This window comes from Streptomyces sp. NPDC050997 (assembly GCF_040660135.1).
Classification (GTDB): Bacteria; Actinomycetota; Actinomycetes; order Streptomycetales; family Streptomycetaceae; genus Streptomyces.
This window is the reverse complement of record NZ_JBFAGK010000006.1, coordinates 1-16,801: the sequence shown is the minus strand read 5'-3', so window position 1 is coordinate 16,801 and position 16,801 is coordinate 1. Positions and strand designations below refer to the sequence as shown.

General features: G+C 66.2%; 16 protein-coding genes and 1 pseudogene. 9 read left to right on the top strand and 8 right to left on the bottom strand.

What is annotated here, in order from left to right; genetic code table 11:
* Positions 1–78: 78 nt before the first annotated feature.
* Complete coding sequence (locus AB0H86_RS15250) at positions 79–1,638, bottom strand: glycoside hydrolase family 20 protein (protein ID WP_362438486.1); 1,560 nt, start codon at positions 1,636–1,638, stop codon at positions 79–81.
* 291 nt (positions 1,639–1,929) lie between these two features.
* Between AB0H86_RS15250 and AB0H86_RS15245 the strand changes: the two genes are divergently transcribed.
* The 5 genes from AB0H86_RS15245 to AB0H86_RS15225 all read left to right on the top strand — a co-directional run bounded on the left by AB0H86_RS15245 (position 1,930) and on the right by AB0H86_RS15225 (position 6,134).
* On the top strand, positions 1,930–2,529 hold the full coding sequence (locus AB0H86_RS15245) for a 2-oxo-4-hydroxy-4-carboxy-5-ureidoimidazoline decarboxylase (RefSeq protein WP_362437400.1): 600 nt from the start codon (positions 1,930–1,932) through the stop codon (positions 2,527–2,529).
* A gap of 182 nt (positions 2,530–2,711) precedes the next feature.
* Entirely contained in the window at positions 2,712–3,092 is a 381-nt protein-coding gene (sdhC, locus tag AB0H86_RS15240; protein ID WP_362437398.1) for a succinate dehydrogenase, cytochrome b556 subunit, read from the top strand.
* A 5-nt stretch (positions 3,093–3,097) separates the two neighbouring features.
* Positions 3,098–3,580: a succinate dehydrogenase hydrophobic membrane anchor subunit gene (locus AB0H86_RS15235; RefSeq protein WP_362437396.1), complete on the top strand. Its 483-nt coding sequence runs from the start codon at positions 3,098–3,100 to the stop codon at positions 3,578–3,580.
* A gap of 20 nt (positions 3,581–3,600) precedes the next feature.
* The gene (gene sdhA, locus AB0H86_RS15230) at positions 3,601–5,355 is read left to right on the top strand and encodes a succinate dehydrogenase flavoprotein subunit (RefSeq protein WP_362437394.1); all 1,755 of its coding nucleotides are present in this window, start codon (positions 3,601–3,603) and stop codon (positions 5,353–5,355) included.
* Complete coding sequence (locus AB0H86_RS15225; RefSeq protein WP_362437392.1) at positions 5,355–6,134, top strand: succinate dehydrogenase iron-sulfur subunit; 780 nt, start codon at positions 5,355–5,357, stop codon at positions 6,132–6,134. Before sdhA ends, AB0H86_RS15225 begins: the two co-directional genes overlap by 1 nt.
* An 84-nt stretch (positions 6,135–6,218) precedes the next feature.
* Here the strand turns inward: AB0H86_RS15225 and AB0H86_RS15220 are convergent, their stop codons facing one another.
* Both AB0H86_RS15220 and AB0H86_RS15215 read right to left on the bottom strand, forming a co-directional pair.
* On the bottom strand, positions 6,219–6,839 hold the full coding sequence (locus AB0H86_RS15220) for a Uma2 family endonuclease (protein WP_362437390.1): 621 nt from the start codon (positions 6,837–6,839) through the stop codon (positions 6,219–6,221).
* A 70-nt stretch (positions 6,840–6,909) separates the two neighbouring features.
* Complete coding sequence (locus AB0H86_RS15215) at positions 6,910–7,419, bottom strand: ATP-binding protein (RefSeq protein ID WP_362437388.1); 510 nt, start codon at positions 7,417–7,419, stop codon at positions 6,910–6,912.
* A 237-nt stretch (positions 7,420–7,656) separates the two neighbouring features.
* On the opposite strand from AB0H86_RS15215, the gene AB0H86_RS15210 reads away from it, so the two are divergent.
* Both AB0H86_RS15210 and AB0H86_RS15205 read left to right on the top strand, forming a co-directional pair.
* Positions 7,657–8,508 carry a Scr1 family TA system antitoxin-like transcriptional regulator gene (locus tag AB0H86_RS15210; protein ID WP_362437386.1) on the top strand — a complete coding sequence of 284 codons (852 nt, stop codon included), beginning with the start codon at positions 7,657–7,659 and terminating at the stop codon, positions 8,506–8,508.
* A gap of 10 nt (positions 8,509–8,518) precedes the next feature.
* Positions 8,519–8,806: a DUF397 domain-containing protein gene (locus AB0H86_RS15205; RefSeq protein ID WP_362437384.1), complete on the top strand. Its 288-nt coding sequence runs from the start codon at positions 8,519–8,521 to the stop codon at positions 8,804–8,806.
* Here AB0H86_RS15205 and AB0H86_RS15200 read toward each other — a convergent pair.
* Complete coding sequence (locus AB0H86_RS15200; RefSeq protein ID WP_362438483.1) at positions 8,772–9,473, bottom strand: thioredoxin domain-containing protein; 702 nt, start codon at positions 9,471–9,473, stop codon at positions 8,772–8,774. The two genes, AB0H86_RS15205 and AB0H86_RS15200, sit on opposite strands and share 35 nt — an antisense overlap.
* Positions 9,474–9,722: 249 nt before the next feature.
* Entirely contained in the window at positions 9,723–9,863 is a 141-nt protein-coding gene (locus AB0H86_RS15195; protein ID WP_362438590.1) for a hypothetical protein, read from the bottom strand.
* Here AB0H86_RS15195 and AB0H86_RS15190 point away from each other — a divergent pair.
* Positions 9,804–10,196 (top strand): DUF5753 domain-containing protein, encoded by a 393-nt coding sequence (locus AB0H86_RS15190; protein WP_362438480.1) that lies wholly within the window; start codon positions 9,804–9,806, stop codon positions 10,194–10,196. The two genes, AB0H86_RS15195 and AB0H86_RS15190, sit on opposite strands and share 60 nt — an antisense overlap.
* 11 nt (positions 10,197–10,207) lie before the next feature.
* A complete protein-coding gene (locus tag AB0H86_RS15185) occupies positions 10,208–10,414 on the top strand; it encodes a DUF397 domain-containing protein (RefSeq protein ID WP_362437382.1) in 207 nt (68 codons plus the stop codon).
* Between the two features lie 447 nt (positions 10,415–10,861).
* Here AB0H86_RS15185 and AB0H86_RS15180 read toward each other — a convergent pair whose 3' ends face one another.
* The 3 genes and pseudogenes from AB0H86_RS15180 to AB0H86_RS15170 all read right to left on the bottom strand — a co-directional run.
* Positions 10,862–11,326 (bottom strand): hypothetical protein, encoded by a 465-nt coding sequence (locus AB0H86_RS15180; RefSeq protein WP_362437380.1) that lies wholly within the window; start codon positions 11,324–11,326, stop codon positions 10,862–10,864.
* 359 nt (positions 11,327–11,685) lie between these two features.
* Positions 11,686–15,771: pseudogene (locus AB0H86_RS15175) on the bottom strand (polymorphic toxin-type HINT domain-containing protein); the annotation flags it as partial.
* Positions 15,772–15,825: 54 nt separating this feature from the next.
* The coding region (locus AB0H86_RS15170) for an RNA-guided endonuclease TnpB family protein (protein WP_362437378.1) at positions 15,826–16,801 on the bottom strand (976 nt) is incomplete at its 5' end.

The following is a 16,801-nucleotide window of genomic DNA, read 5'->3' as shown; positions in this document are numbered from 1 at the left end:
ACCGGACAATCCGCCCCCGACGCGCTCCCCGCCGTGCCCTCATCACGCCCTCATCACGCCCTCGCGACGCCCGTCGGCTCAGCCCAGCCGGTCGGCGAGCGCCCTGAACTCCGTCCAGGACAGCTCCGGACTGGCCGGGTCCCACAGCTTCTGCACGGTCGCCCGCAGCGGCATCCGGACGCCGGCCGCGACCTGCGCCTCGGTCTGCGCGTCCGACAGATCGCACCAGACCGCGAAGGACCCGCCGAGGATCTGGTCGTCGTACTTCGCGGGCACCGGCTGCGTGCCGCGCACGACGAGCGGTGTCCACTGTTCGTAGATCCGCTGTCCGGTCGGATAGACGAAGGTCAGAGGCTCTCCGAGGACGTAGTACAGGAACTCGTCGTTGTAGTTGACGATCTTCCGACCCTCCCTCAGATACTCCAACGGCTGCCGCGCCCCGATCTCCTTGCCCGTCCAGTAGGCCACCTGGATGTCCTTGTCGGGCTGCACGGACGTACCCCGGAAGAAGCCGTCGTTCCAGGCGCGGGGGTTCTTGTCGTGGGCGCGGACCGTGTCGGCCCGGTCATTGAGCCAGCCGGTGGTGAGGTCGGCGACGGTCGCGCCGGAGCCGTAGGCGTCGGTGGCGGCTTTGGCCAGCTGCGGATAGGACGCCTGCGGATCGGACACCGTCAGCGCCTGGTACTCGTCGCCGCCGAGATGCCACGGTGTGCCGGGGAAGAGGCCGGCGTACTCGTTCAGCAGGTCGTCGACGATCTCCCCGGCCGCCGGATCGGAGATGTCGACCGCGCCCCGCGTCGCCACGCCCTGCGCGTTGCGCAGCTGGAGGTCCGGGTGCGCGGCGATCACGGCGCCCAGATGCCCCGGCGAGTCGATCTCCGGCACGACCGTGATGTGCCGACTGGCAGCGAGGTCGACGATCTTCTTGACCTGCGCCTTCGTCAAATGCTGCTGGGACACGATCTCCGGGTGGGAGTCGGACTCGATCCGGAATCCCTGGTCGTCCGAGAAGTGCAGCCCCAGCTGGTTGAACTTGAGATCGCCGAGCTCCCGGACGCGGTCCTCGATCCACTCCGCCGTGAAGTGCTTGCGCGCGATGTCCAGCATGAACCCGCGCACCGGCTTGGCCGGCTCGTCGCGCACCACACCCTCCGGCGCCGTGCCCCCTCCGTGCACCTCCTGCTTGAGCGTGCGGGTCCCGTAGAACACCCCGGCCTCCGCAGGCCCGCTGATGTTCACCCGTCCGCCGCGCACGGTCATGGAGTACGACTCCGGGTCCGCGCCCTCGTCGTCGTTCAGCGTCAGTCGTACGTCCCCGGCGCACACGTCGTCCTTCGCGCCCCCGTACGCAAGCCCCAGCTCACCGGCGACCAGCCGGCCCTCGTCGGCCAGCTCCCGGTCGCTCACCACGACCCGCAGCCCCTTCGCCGGCTTCCAGCCGGGGCCGCGCGCCGGGGTGTGCGCGCGGACGGCGGGGATGGTGCGCGGTGTTCTGGACAGCGGGTACGAGCGGGTGGGCGCGGGACTCTGGGACTTCGAGACGCCGGCCGAGGGGCACGCGGACGCGTCCTGCGAGGGCTGCCGCTGCGCCGACACCAGGGGCCCGTCGTCACCGCCGTCCCCGCCGGTGGCCCACATTCCGAGACCCACCGCGGCCGCGACCGTCACGACAATCACCGCGACGATCAGCACCCACGTCCGGTTCAACGGCTTCTTCTGGTTCAACGCCTTGTTCGCCGATGTCCGGCGCCTGTGCCCACTCACTGCGCCAACCTAGGCCCTCGGGACATCCGCATCTGTCCACCACACGTTCTGAAACTCTCCCGTTCGGATGAAATTCGGGCATTCGTCGGACACGAGATGTCCGCTCTCGATAGCGTGGCGCCACATCTCTCACACCACCTCACGCCATCACCTGCCGAAACACACGTGACGCCCACACACCTCCCTGGCCAAGTCGCCATACCCTCGCTGCCCGCGCAGACCCGGGACACACCCGGCCCGCGTTCCCCACTTGAGCACTTCAACACCGCCCCGGCCGATGACCTGGAGCCCTTCCTCCTCACCTGCCTCCGCAGCCTCCGCTGGGCCCACCGCATCAGCGCCCACCGCCCGTACCCGACGCTGGACGCCCTCTTGGCCGCGTCCGACGAGGCGGCGTACGACCTGACGCTCGGGGATCTGTCGGAAGCCCTGGCCGGAGAATCGCTACCGGTACTGCCGGAGAGCGCGTACTCGGCCGCTCACATGGCCCTGGACGCGGCCCACGCGGCCTACGAGGCCCGATTCGGACACACGTTCGCCATCTGCCTGGACGGAGTCCCCCCTTCGGAGTTCGCCGACCACCTCCTGGCCGCCATCCGGTCACGATTGGCAAACGATGCGGAGGAAGAACGGGTGGTCACAGCGGAGGAACTCCGGCGTCTCGCGAGAGGACGGCTGGTGAGCCGTCTGAGGGACGCGGGAAACAGCGCGACCAGCCACAACGGCACCGCGCCGGGCATCGGACGAGGCCACCCCCTCCGATAGGCGCCCGTTAATAGCCCGTCCGTGCCCTTTGGGCTGCCGTTTTGATCACATGGCCAGACCCCGGCGCAGCCCACCGGCAGCGCATCGCTACGATGCTGGGGGCCGGTGGACCGTACCCGGCCGGGCCCGTCCGACACCCGAAGCCGGCGCGGCCCCAATCCCCGCTCCCGGAGGGTTCTTCCGTGCCGGCTGGAACGCTGTACCGCGGCCGGGAAGGAATGTGGTCCTGGGTGGCTCATCGAGTCACCGGCGTCCTCATCTTCTTCTTCCTGTTCGTTCACGTCCTGGACACCGCGCTCGTCCGTGTCTCCCCAGAGGACTACGACAAGGTCGTGGCCACCTACAAGACCCCGCTCGTCGCGTTGCTGGAGTACGGCCTCGTCGCCGCCATCCTCTTCCACGCGCTCAACGGCCTGCGCGTCATCGCCGTCGACTTCTGGTCGAAGGGCCCGCGCTACCAGAAGCAGATGTTCTGGGCCGTCGCCGGCGTATGGGTCGTGCTGATGCTCGGGGCGATCTACCCCGTCCTCGGCCACGCCGCTCGTGAACTGTTCGGGAGCTGACCCGCATGTCCACTACTGAGAAGACCGCGGCCGGTATCGGCCCCGTCGAGGGCCAGTCCCTCTACAGCGTCGACAACCCCGCCCCGTTCATCGAGGCCCCGCGCCAGCGCACCAAGAAGACCCCGAAGTCCACGCGGGGCAACTTCGAGATGGCCGCCTGGCTGTTCATGCGCCTGTCCGGCATCGTGCTGGTCGTCCTGGTCATCGGCCACCTGCTGATCCAGCTCGTGCTCGACGGCGGCGTCTCCAAGATCGGCTTCGCCTTCGTGGCGGGCCGCTGGGCGTCCCCGTTCTGGCAGGTCTGGGACCTGCTGATGCTGTGGCTCGCCATGCTGCACGGCGCCAACGGCCTGCGCACGATCATCAACGACTACGCGGAGCGCGCGAACACCCGGCTATGGCTGAAGGGCCTGCTCTACACGGCCACGGTGTTCACCATCCTGCTGGGCACGCTGGTGATCTTCACCTTCGACCCGAACATCCGCTAGGCACCGGGGCTGCGAGAATCATGAAGATCCACAAGTACGACACCGTCATCGTCGGCGCCGGTGGTGCGGGCATGCGCGCGGCCATCGAGTCGACGAAGCGCAGCCGCACCGCGGTGCTCACCAAGCTCTACCCCACCCGCTCCCACACGGGCGCCGCGCAGGGCGGCATGGCCGCCGCGCTGGCCAACGTGGAGGAGGACAACTGGGAGTGGCACACCTTCGACACGGTCAAGGGCGGTGACTACCTGGTCGACCAGGACGCCGCCGAGATCCTGGCGAAGGAGGCCATCGACTCGGTCCTCGACCTGGAGAAGATGGGCCTGCCGTTCAACCGGACGCCCAACGGGACGATCGACCAGCGCCGCTTCGGCGGTCACTCCCGCAACCACGGCGAGGCCCCGGTCCGCCGTTCCTGCTACGCGGCCGACCGCACCGGCCACATGATCCTCCAGACGCTGTACCAGAACTGCGTCAAGGAGGGCGTGGAGTTCTTCAACGAGTTCTACGTCCTGGACCAGCTGATCACCGAGGTCGACGGCGTGAAGCGGTCGGCCGGTGTCGTCGCCTACGAACTGGCGACCGGCGAGATCCACGTCTTCCAGGCGAAGGCCGTGATCTACGCGTCCGGCGGCTGCGGCAAGTTCTTCAAGGTGACGTCGAACGCGCACACGCTGACGGGCGACGGCCAGGCCGCGGTCTACCGCCGGGGCCTGCCCCTGGAGGACATGGAGTTCTTCCAGTTCCACCCGACCGGCATCTGGCGCATGGGCATCCTGCTGACGGAGGGCGCCCGTGGTGAGGGCGGCATCCTCCGCAACAAGGACGGCGAGCGCTTCATGGAGAAGTACGCGCCGGTGATGAAGGACCTGGCGAGCCGGGACGTCGTCTCGCGGTCCATCTACACGGAGATCCGCGAAGGCCGTGGCTGTGGCCCCGAGGGCGACCACGTCTACCTGGACCTCACCCACCTCCCGCCGGAGCAGCTGGACGCCAAGCTCCCGGACATCACCGAGTTCGCGCGCACCTACCTGGGCATCGAGCCGTACACGGACCCGATCCCGATCCAGCCCACCGCGCACTACGCGATGGGCGGCATCCCGACGAACGTCGAGGGTGAGGTCCTGAGCGACAACACGACGGTGGTCCCGGGCCTGTACGCGGCCGGCGAGGTCGCCTGTGTGTCGGTGCACGGCGCGAACCGCCTGGGCACGAACTCCCTCCTGGACATCAACGTGTTCGGCAAGCGCGCGGGCATCGCCGCCGCCGAGTACTCCCAGAAGGCCGACTTCGTCGAGCTGCCGGAGAACCCCGCGGAGCTGGTGATCGCCCAGGTGGAGCGGCTCCGCGACGCCACCGGCACCGAGCGGGTCTCGGTGCTGCGCCGCGAGCTGCAGGAGACCATGGACGCGAACGTCATGGTGTTCCGCACCGAGCAGACGATCAAGACGGCGGTCGAGAAGATCGCGGAACTACGCGAGCGCTACCTGAACGTCTCGATCCAGGACAAGGGCAGGCGGTTCAACACGGACCTGCTGGAGGCCGTCGAGCTGGGCAACCTGCTCGACCTGGCCGAGGTCATGGCCGTGTCCGCGCTGGCCCGCAAGGAGTCCCGCGGCGGTCACTACCGCGAGGACTACCCGAACCGCGACGACGTCAACTTCATGCGCCACACCATGGCGTACCGCGAGGTGGGCGACGACGGCAGCGAGACCGTCCGCCTGGACTACAAGCCGGTCGTCCAGACCCGCTACCAGCCGATGGAGCGTAAGTACTGATGGCAACCCCGACCCTGGACAAGACGGACGCGGCCGGCACGCCCGAGCCCGGCTTCGCCGACTCGCCCTACATCACCGCCACCTTCCGGGTGCGCCGCTTCAACCCGGAGGTCTCCGCCGAGTCGACCTGGGAAGACTTCCAGCTGGAGATCGACCCGAAGGAGCGCGTCCTCGACGCCCTCCACAAGATCAAGTGGGAACTGGACGGCACCCTGACCTTCCGCCGCTCCTGCGCCCACGGCATCTGCGGCTCCGACGCCATGCGGATCAACGGCAAGAACCGCCTCGCGTGCAAGACGCTGATCAAGGACATCAACCCCGAGAAGCCGATCACGGTCGAGGCCATAAAGGGCCTGACGGTCCTGAAGGACCTGGTCGTCGACATGGACCCGTTCTTCCAGGCGTACCGCGACGTCATGCCCTTCCTCATCACGAAGGACACCAACGAGCCGACCCGGGAGCGCCTCCAGACCGCCGAGGACCGCGAGCGCTTCGACGACACCACGAAGTGCATCCTCTGCGCCGCCTGCACCTCGTCGTGCCCGGTCTTCTGGAACGACGGCCAGTACTTCGGCCCGGCCGCCATCGTGAACGCCCACCGCTTCATCTTCGACTCGCGTGACGAGGCGGGCGAACAGCGCCTGGAGATCCTCAACGACCGCGACGGCGTGTGGCGCTGCCGCACCACGTTCAACTGCACGGACGCGTGCCCGCGCGGTATTGAGGTCACCAAGGCGATCCAGGAGGTGAAGCGGGCGCTGATCACGCGCCGCTTCTGAGCCGTTTCGGCTGCGTGTGTGAGGTCCCGTCTCCGTCTCCAGGCCATCTGCCCGGGGCGGGGGCGGGACCTTCCTCTTTTCCCTCTACCGGCGGCCTGGGCGCTCGTTGACCGCGGTCAGGTCCACCTCGATATCGAAGGGGACCGAGAGCTTGAGGCGGTCATGGAAAATCCCGCTGAGAGCGTACGCCTTCGTGGCAGGGTCGAGCTCGTAGACGTAGACGACAGGGAGGCCCCTGTCCTCGTCCTGCTCTACCCGCCAGAAGTGCCTCACCCCAGCCGCCGCGTACTTGCCGGGCTTGACTTTCCGGTCCCGTTCACGGGAGTCGGGGGATACGACCTCAACGGCGAGGATGACGTCCTCGGGCTTGTGCCAGGTCTGGTCAGGGCCCGAGTCGGCTTCCACGGGAATCACCAAGATGTCCGGTTCGGGCCGGTTCTTCTCGTCCAGCCTGACGGTGAATTCGCGATCGACATCCAGGTGGTCCGGCGCCTGCACCAGCAAGCTGTACTCCAGCAGACGCATGCAGCGCAGATGGAACCGGGTCTGCGGACTCATAAAAACGAGACTCCCGTCGATCAACTCCGTGTGCGGCGGGAGGCCCGGAATCCGGTCGAGGTCGTCCGCGGTCCAGCCTTCGGGAGGCGGAATGGGCCAGCGGTACACCGGCTCGTCGTCCAGCCCGTTGTCGGATGCGGCGCTCATTAGTGCTCCCATGGGACGGAGTCTCGCCTGACGATTCAGCGTACCCACGGGGAATGACAGCCGCCTCACCTCAACGAGTGATCCAACGGACGGTCGCCTCCGGACACGTGGCGAGGGCCGTTCCGGCCGACCTCCCGACTTCGCACCACAGCAGCTTCCCGCCCCGACCGAAGAGGTCGTCCCCGAGCGGATAGCCACCCCACGCCTCCGCGTAATGGCATACGAGGAACAGCCCACGCCCGCCGTCGGCGTCGGCCGGCACGGGACAGAGGGGGCCTGATCGCTTGTCGAAGGGAGGCGGGATGTGCGGGTTGGCGTCCCAGACGCTCACCCGTAGCCGACCGCGGTCGAGACCACGGAGCCGGAGGGTCGCGGGGCCGGTCGAGTACCGGTAGGCATTGGTGACCAGCTCCGATGCCAACAGCTCGGCACTGTCCAGGAGTTGGGACATGTCGTGGCCCGCGAGAACGGCACGGAGGGTGGCCCGGGCGATGCGCGCGGCGCGCGGGTCGTGGGGCAGTTGAAGCGCGTACGCCCAAGTTGGGGACACTTCGCACTGCGACGGGGATACGGTGACCATGAACGTCTCCTGCGGTGTGGGAACTTGGCTCGCTCGACGGCCCGGCCGGGCGGCGGTTGTGCCGCACGCATGGGGTGCGGCGCGGTGCGCTTCCGGGTTGTCTGCTGGGCTGGTTGAGCGGCTCGGGTCTCACCGTAGACTTCGAACCCTGAAGGTTTTGCTCAACTCTGCAAAACCTTCAGGGTTTTACCTCGTGTGAGTGACCCCCACATCAGGTGTACGGAACGGAGCCAGGACATGGCAGCACGGACCGCCCCCACGGCACGTCGTCTCCGCATCGGCAGCGAGCTGCGCCGACTGCGGGAACGAGCCGGCCTGACTGCCGCCGAAGCCTCCCGGTCGCTGGGCACCACACAGGCCCAGATGAGCAACATCGAGGCCAACCGCTTCGGTATCAGCGCGGAGCGCGTGCGCACACTGGCCCACATCTACGGCTGCACCGACCACTCCCTGGTCGATGCCCTCGCGGACATGGCCGCCGACCGCACCCGCGGTTGGTGGGAGGAATACCGGGACACCCTGCCGTCCCGGCTCCTGGACCTCGCGGAGCTGGAGCATCACGCCACCGCTCTACGCGTGACCCAGGTCATCAACATTCCCGGTCTGCTGCAGACACCGGAACACGCCCGCGCGCTGTTTCGCGAAGCCGTTCCGACACTGCGCCCGCACGAGATCGAGTACCGCATCTCTCACCGCATCAAGCGCCAGACAATCCTGCACCGCAAGCAGCCGACGCCCTACACGGCGATCGTCCACGAGGCCGCCCTGCGTATGCAGTTCGGCGGCCGTGAAGTGGCGAAGGCCCAGTTGAAGCATCTCACCGAGGTCAGCGAGCAGACCGACGTCGCCCTCCGCGTGATCCCGTTCAACGGCACCTCATTTCCCACCACCGGCCACGCCGTCGACTACTTCCGCGGCCCGGTTCCCGCCCTCGACACCGTGGAGGTGGACACTGCGCATGGCGGTCAACTCATCGATGCCGCCGGACAATTGGAGAAGTACCGACTCGTCCTTGACCGGATGGAGGCAGTCGCACTGAAGCCTGTTGCGTCCCGCGACCTCATCCACCACATCGCCCAAGACATCTGAGAGAAGCCCCGTGACCGAACCAATCTGGCAGAAGTCGACCTACAGCGAAGAAGGCTCCGCCTGCGTCTACCTCGCCACCACCCCCACCGGAACGATCCTCCTCCGAGAGAGCGACGAACCGGAAACGATCCTCACCATCGGCCCGCGCGAACTCCATGCCCTGATAACCACCATCAGACCCCGTCACCAGGGGCCCGCCTCATTCGCGTCGGCCGCCCATACCCTCCAGCTCCGTCCAGACCGTCCAGTCCGTCCGGATGCCGTCAGAACCCCACCCACTCCTCCGGATTCCGCTTGATCTCGCTCAACAGCCGACCGAACAACTCCCGGTCAATAAGAATCCCGGCGTACTGCTCCTGCACGCGTGTGCCGTTGATCACGGCGGTGGGTGTCCCCGGCCCCTTCGGAGCATCCCAGTCATTCTCGTAAGCCTTCTCCGACCTGACGACGAAGTCGCGGTACTTCATCGTCTTGACTGCGGAGTCGAAGACAGGGCCACGCAGTCCCTCCACCTGGCCGGCCAACTCAAGAAGCTTCGCGACCGTAAAACCGTCCACGGATTCCTCGGGCTGATTCTTGTAGAGCACGGCGTGGTACTCGGCGAACTTCCCCTCCTCCAAGGCGGCACGCAGAGCGTTGACGGCTCTCTTCGAGCCGCCTCCCCCCAACCTGTCGTCCAAGAAGGAAGCCAGCGTGTACTCGGTCAACACGCTGCGTTGCACGGTGAGATCATGCGCTGCGGGGCCACCGCCGGTCTGCTCGAACTCCTCGCACACGGGGCAGCGCGGGTCCTCGTAGAGGCGCAGGGTGACCGGTGCCTCCGGGTCCCCGACGCGGATGGTCGTACCGTCCGAGGCAAGCTTCTCGGGCAACGCCCCCATGCCCGAATAGGCAACCTTCCCGTCCCTCGTTACGGGCCGGCTCCCGCACCCACTGAGCGCCAGGGCCAGCGCAACGGCCACCACGGCAGCCACCGGTCTTACCCCACCCCATGTCTTCAACCTGCACAGCCTCTCTTGCAGCCCTCTCTGGCCCCTGCCAGATCGAGCTGATCATCATGAATTCCCTGGAGCAGTATGTGAGGTTGCGGTACGCCGTTCAACCGCACGCAGACGTGCTCGCACATCATCGAATTCACGAAAGTGATCCATGCCTGTCGCGGTCATCCTCAGTCGTGGCCGCAACCGTCGACCAACCCCAGCAGCCGTGCTCGATCACGGAGTAGCACCCGCCGCGAATTCGGGAAAGGCGTCCTCCCATGTTTCGCGCGGATCGAGCACCGCGTCTCGCACCGCATCAAACGGCAGGAAATCCTGCACCGCGAAGAGCCCCCGCCCTACACGGCGATCATCCATGAGGCCGCACTCCGCATGCGCTTCGGCGACCGTGCCACCGTCCGGGGCCAGCTCCTACACCTCAACGAGATCAGCCAACTCGACCACGTCACGATCACCGTCATCCCCTTCGACAGAGGACCTTTCCACACCTCGGGCCAGGGCATCGACTACTTCCACGGCCCGGTACAGCAACTGGACACAGTCCAGCTCGACGCCGACCATGGCGCAGAACTCATCGACTCCCCCGCACAGTTGGAGCGCTACCGACTGATCCTCGACCAGACCACGCAAGCAGCGCTCCCCGCGGCCGATTCCCGCGACTTCATCTCCCAACTCGCCCAAGACCTCTGAAGGAGCCCTCCGTGCCCGAACTCCACTGGCAGAAATCCACATACAGCCAGGAGGCCTCCGCCTGCGTCTACCTCACCGCCACTCCCACCGGAACGATCCTCCTGCGCGAGAGCGACGAGCCGGAAACGAGGCTCACCACGGGCCCCCGCCAACTCCACGCCCTGATAGCCGGCCTCAGACTCCATCTCTGCATCCGAGCCACGACGCCACAGCTTTGATATCGCGCTGCAAGGTGGCCAACCGAACCGCGCAGAGTTGATCGCCCTGACGCCCTCGGCAGCACCCCCCGAATCTGCCGAAAGGTCACGACTCAGACGCGCCGAACTCTGCAATCTTGTTCATTTGTTAGCTGACGAGATCATCAGGAATCCTGGCCAGCTTCTTCTCGTCCCGCACCCTCGGCGAGTTGCGCTTGTGGAACATCGCGACCGTCGCCTCTTTTCGGACAACCACGACTGCATGGGAATCCCTCACCGACTCGTCATCCGGAACGAAAATACCTGAACGAGCCGCAATGACACCGATTCGTCTCCGTATCCAGGATCAGGTTGCGCCTCGACCCTCTCATAGTCGAATGACTGGTCAGCATCCTTGAAGTTCGTACATTTCTCGGCCATGGGATCACATCCGCAAACACGCGGAGTTACCCATTCCATCCCATAAAATCACTCCGGAATCCATTCGAGAAGCGCGGGAATGTGACGGTGATCATTTGACTCCATAGTCATGACCACCCTCTTTCCACAAGCCTCCCCCACCTCACTCATGAAATCCACTACACAGCGGAAGGAATCCGCACTTTCGACGTCGGTCGGATCGAACGTGAATTCGATCTCACTGGACTGGAAGAAGTGGCATGAGAACCAGACGGTTCCGACTTTGGCGGAAAAAGTTGCACTCTCTTCCGCGTTTGAGGCGAGGATGGAAAACAACTCACCAGCGTTCCTTTTCAGGTCAACAGGTAACTGCGGAAGCGTTGTCGAGAAATGCGTCTCACTCGAATGCAGGCAAAGACGGGCGATGACCCTACTCCAGTCATCCTCCGACGCATCCAGGACACACACATCCCGAAGGGCACCGTCCACTTCAAACATACGGCTGTCGTAAATCACTGTCGCCCCCATACTCATTACAGGAATCCTTCGAAATTCAAGGATCCTCCACGCATGCTCCACCTCGCACCCCATCCGCCGGGTATTCGAACGTCACGCACAGTCCCGCCATAATGGGCAGTGCCAGGACGGATCGTTGTTCTAGCTGAGGGATTAGTAAGGATCTCTTGAATTATTTCCTCAGCAACCAATGAGCGCTCACTGTTTGTGACTTTACCGAAATTGTAGAGATCAACATGCGCCTGCCCTCGCTTAGCGATGTTACCCGGACTGGGATCGCCGTGCTTCTGAAGCGCGCGCCCTGCGGCTGTCAGTTGCCCCTTAGTGGTTGCCGTAGCCGTCGCGAATAGGTCCTCCGCCGTTGCGCTGACGCAATTTGCATTGTGGACAAGTACCGGAGTCTTGCCAGCCAGCACATAGTACGTATGCAGGTCGTCGACCGTCAGGTTGTACGTCCGGGCGTGCTTGGTGAACGCGCGGTTCCCCGTGACGATGACGGTGTCGCCGTCGTCGGTGCGCAGGGTCATGCCCGGCTTGAGGTCGCCGGCCGTGATCCAGTCGTGTTCGGATGGGGACCAGAAGGGGTGCTCGTGGGTTGCGGTGAGCTTCTCGATGCCGTCCTCGGTGGCGATGGACAGCTCGTTGAAGTACTTGTCGCCTTCTGTCCGGATGAGCCGTGTCACCTTCCGGGGACCGGTTTCACCGGTTCTCGGATCGGTGGCCTGGAGTGTGTCACCTACCGTGACATCTTCGATGTCCTTGGTACTGCCGTCCGCCATGAGAACGTCCGTGCCGGCCAGGAAGCACTTGCAGCCGGCGAGTCCCTTGGCGCCCTTGGGAACCCTGCCTGCGGTGATCAAGGCAGCCACAAAGCCCTCGATCAACTTACCTCGGTTATAAGCCCGCTCGTCGGCCTCGCATTCACCGGAATTGTAGAAGCAGTACGTCGCGGCGATGATTTTGGCCTCTTGGACGTCACCGCCTTTAATCAAGAACCTGTAAGCCTTGGCGCAGGCCAGCCGACCGAAACACGCGTTGCCCGGGCCGCTGTTCTCGTAGATGGGGACGTTCCAGTAACCCGCGTCGGGGTTGTGCCCATTCGGGCTGCCCTCCGAGAAGTGGCGCATCAAGTCATCGGCATCGTTGGAGACCGGTGTCTGGCTCGCTACCCAGTCCGAGTCCTCTGTCGCCTGGTATTTCTTCGGATTTGTCTTCGTTGTGGTGTTCTGGCCCCCATCCGGGCAGACGTCCGCAGGGCACAAACCAGTGGGGTCGCTCTTGCTGACCGGGCTGTTGTTGCTGTAGGCGTACCCGTTCATCTGCAATGGATCAGCGATGTCGATGACCGGGTCCGCCGAAAGGAACCGACCCGAGTTCTGGTCGTATTCGCGGGCGCCTATGTGTGTCAGACCCGTGGCGGCGTCGTCGATGCCCACGCCGAGGTAGCTGCGCTTGTTGGGCCAGGTGGTCGGCTTGGCGCCGCGGACCTCGCCGTACGGCTTGAAGGAGCGGCGGGTGACAGTCTGGCCGGTGGCGAGGTCCACCGAGGTGTTCGCGGTGCCGAGGTGATCGGTGATCAGGACGCTGAGCTTGTGGCCCGTCGTCGAACCGTTGCTCGTCGTGCGGACCACCGTCGGTGCGCCCGCCTGGGTGTAGGAGCGCGACGCCTTGGTGATCGTGCCTGTCGTGTTCGTCGTCAGTTCGGTCTCGCCCAGGTAGAGGGTCGAGCCCGTCGGCGAGTTCTCCAGCAGGCGGTTGCCGTCGGCGTCGTAGACGTACGTCGTCTTGGTGCCGTCGTCGGTGATCGACTCCAGTTTGTTGTCCGGGGACCAGACCAGGTTCTGGGTCGTTTCCGGGAGGTCGCGGGTCTCCGTGTTGCCCGTTGTGTCGTACGTATAGGTGCTGCCCTTGCCGGTCGTGCTGGACGCGATCGACGTCATCGTGTGCGGCTGGGTCGTGTACGACGGAGCCGTGCCGTTGGCGGCGACCGTCTTGCCGTAGCCGTATGTGGAGGTGACGTTCTTCGTCGCGTCCGCCGGGTCCTGCTCGGTCGTCTTCGCCCGGTTGCCGAGCCAGTCGAAGGTGTACGACTGGCGGTAGGCCGTCGCTCCCGTGGCGACCGTGGCCGCGTCCGGGGCCGCCGCCGCGAGCGTGGAGGAGAGGGAGGCGTCGGGGGCTGTCACGTCCGCTTCCGCGTCCGCGGCGTCCGCGACCGGGCCCGAGGAGAAGGCGTACGTGGTGCGCGGGCCCCACGTCGTGCCGTTCGCCGACTTGCAGCCGGTGCCGTTGCCGGCAGGTTCGATCTTCGACGTCCAGGCGTGCGCCAGCTCACCCATCGCGTCGTACGTGAAGCACTGGGTGTCCCACGTCGAACCGGACGCGTCGGTCAGCGCGCGGGCGTTGGATGTGATCGTGCCGGTCGCGTCGTAGGCGTAGTAGCTGTCCGTGATGCGGTTCGGGCCCGCTGTCTCACGGTCGGTGACCGTGCGCTGGAGACTGCCCGTGTGCGGGTCGACGAAGTTCGTCGTCCAGACGCGGTAGGGCTGGGCGCCGGAGACGGTGCGCAGCGCCTCGCCGTACGGGGAGTAGGTGGCGTCGGCCGTGTACCAGGTCAGGCCCGACGTCGACTCCGTCAGGCCGTCGCCGTTGTAGCGGGTGACGACCTTTTCCTGTGCCAGGCCGCCCTTGGCCGGCAGGGTGACGGACTGGGGCTTGCCTGTGGGTGTGTAGGTGTACGAGTAGGCGTACGTTCCGGACAGACCCGTCGTCATCGCGTTCGCCGGGATGACCGTCTCGCTGCCGGTGACGTGGGAGTCGACGTCGTAGCCGGTGACGCGGTTGACGTAGTCGCCGGTGTCCGTGTGGCGGATGGACTCCGACGGCTGGCCGATGCCGCCGGGTGCCTCGTCGTACTTGTACTCCTTGACCGGAGTCGCGGTCGCCGAGCCCTGCCGGACGTAGCGGGCGCGGCCGAGGATGTCGTACTCGGTGAATGTCTCCTGCCCGCGTGCGTTCTTGACGCGGTTCGGGCGGTCGGCGGCGTCGTACCACGTGTTCGTGGTGCCCGTGTCGGGGTCGGTGGCTGAAGTCACCCGACCCCGGGCGTCGAAGGTGTAGGACCAGGCGTTGCCCGCCGGGTCCATGACCTTGGTGCGGTTGCCCCGGGCGTCGTACTCGTACGTCGTCGTGCGCCCCGCGCTCGACGCGTCGCCCTGGGTGAAGTGCTTGACGGAGGTGACCCGGCCGAGGGCGTCGACGTACGTCCTCGTCTTCGGGGCCGTCGAGCCCGGCGGGTTCACCGTCGTGCTGACCGCGTCGTAGACGTGGAACGTCGCGTACTTGTAGTCCTCGCCGTGGTAGACCGACGCCCGGTGCTCGCGTTCCAGGCCGTCGTATTGGTACTTGGTCGAGTTGGGGATCAAGGACTCGGATCGCGGTGCGAAGAGCTTTGTGCTCGGCTCGTCCTTCGCCAGGTAGCCGCCGGTCTTCTCGACGACCAGGCCGTGGTCGTTGTAGTCGGTGTCCACGATGATCCGGCCGGGGCCGTGGGCCTCGGTCTGCGTCTGGACCTCACGCATCAGACCGTCGTAGAGGGTGATGCCGCGTGCGTAGGAGCCGTCGTCCTTCAGCGTGTCGACGGTCACCGCGGCCGGGCGGTTCTCGCTGGGGGTGGCGACCGCCGGCTGATAGTCGATGACCACGTTCGGTGACTTGCCGCCCGAGGACCGTGACGGGGACCAGCCCTTCACCAGGCGGCCGAGCGCGTCGTACTCGGTACGTGTCACGCGGCCGTTGGCATCGGTGACCACGAGCGGCAGACCGCGGCCCGGATCAAAGGTCGTGCTGACACTCTGGCCCTTGGCGTTGATGACCTTGGTCTCGGTGACCGGGCCGCCGGTGTCCGGCGTGTACCGCGTCTCGCTGGTGCCCGCACCCGGTTTGGTGACCGTACGGACGCGGCCCAGGTCGTCGTACGTCGTGCCGGTGACGACGGAGTACGCGGTGCCCGTCCCGTCGACTTCGGCCACCGAGGTGACGTCGCCCTTCGTGGGTGTCGCGCCCAACGTCGACTTGTCGTAGGTGTACTGGGCCGCTGACTTGAGCCTGGTCGCGGGGTCGGCCGTGTCGTAGCCGGCGCAGGAGGTGGCCGTGGTGCGCTGCTCCTTGGGGAGGCCGATCAGCCACGCGGTCGTGTTGTGCAGGTACGACGTCTTGGTGCAGGTCTGGTCGGACAGGACCTCGGAGCTGCCGCTCGGTCGGACCACGGCCGACTCCACCTGGACCGGGAGGCCGTAGGTGTCGTCGGGTGTGGTGAGGGTGCGGACGCCCCGCCAGCTCTCGCCGACGTGCTGTATCTCGTCGGATCGTTTGATACCGGTGCGGTGGGCGAGCAGCGGGTCCGCGGCTGTCGCGTCCTCGTTCTCGCGGGCGCGGGAGGCGGTCTGCTTGGACCAGGGTTGACTTGCACCTCGGGCTGAAGCCCGAGGATTCTGGCCTTCTCGATCGTTGCTGTGCCGCTACGCGGCACGTGGTTCGGTCGGGAATCCGTGGCTTCCTGTTTCTTCGCGCTGTGCCGGGATTGCTCCTGGTCTTACCGGCGCTCCGCAGGCCGATACCGCCAGTCCGGCGGCCGTCTTCACGTTGATCGCGGCGTTGGTGTCCCGGTCGTGGACGGTGCCGCAGGCGGTGCAGGTCCACTCCCGGACGTTCAGGGGTTTGGGCCCGTCCTTGACGCCGCAGGTCGAGCAGACCTGACTCGTCGGCTCGAACCGGCCGATCTTGATCAGGGTCCGTCCGTACCGGGCCGCCTTGTACTCCAGCATGCTGATGAACGATGACCATCCGGCGTCGTGCACGGACTTGGCCAGCCTGGTGCGGGCCAGTCCCGCCACCGACAGGTCCTCCACGGCGATCCCTTGGTTCTCGGAGATCAGCCTGGTGGAGAGCTGGTGGTGGAACTCGCGGCGGGCGTCGGCGACTTTGGCGTGGGCGCGGGCGACCCTGAGCCGGGCCTTTTCGCGGTTCTTCGAACCTTTCTGCTTGCGGGACAGCTCCTGCTGGGCCTTCTTCAGCTTCTTCTCCGCGCGCCGAAGGAAGCGGGGGGAGTCGATCTTCGTGCCGTCCGAGAGGACCACGAAGTGAGTGAGGCCGAGATCGATGCCGATCGTGCGGTCGGTGTCGGGCATGCGGGCGGTATCCGCTTGTAGGTCGGTGTCGATGACGAAGGAGGCGAAGTACCGCCCGGCCGCGTCCTTGATGACGGTGACGGAGGTGGGGGTGGTGGGCAGCGTGCGGGACCACTTCACCTTCACCGGGCCGATCTTCGGCAGGTTCAGCCTGCCGCTGCCGGTGATGTTCCAGCGGGCGTTGGCGGTGAACCGGATCGACTGGCGGGTGCCCTTGCGGGACTTGAAGCGGGGCGGACCGGTCTTCGGCCCCTTGCGGGTGCCCTTGAGGGAGGCGAAGAAGTTGCGGTACGCGCTCTCGGCGTCC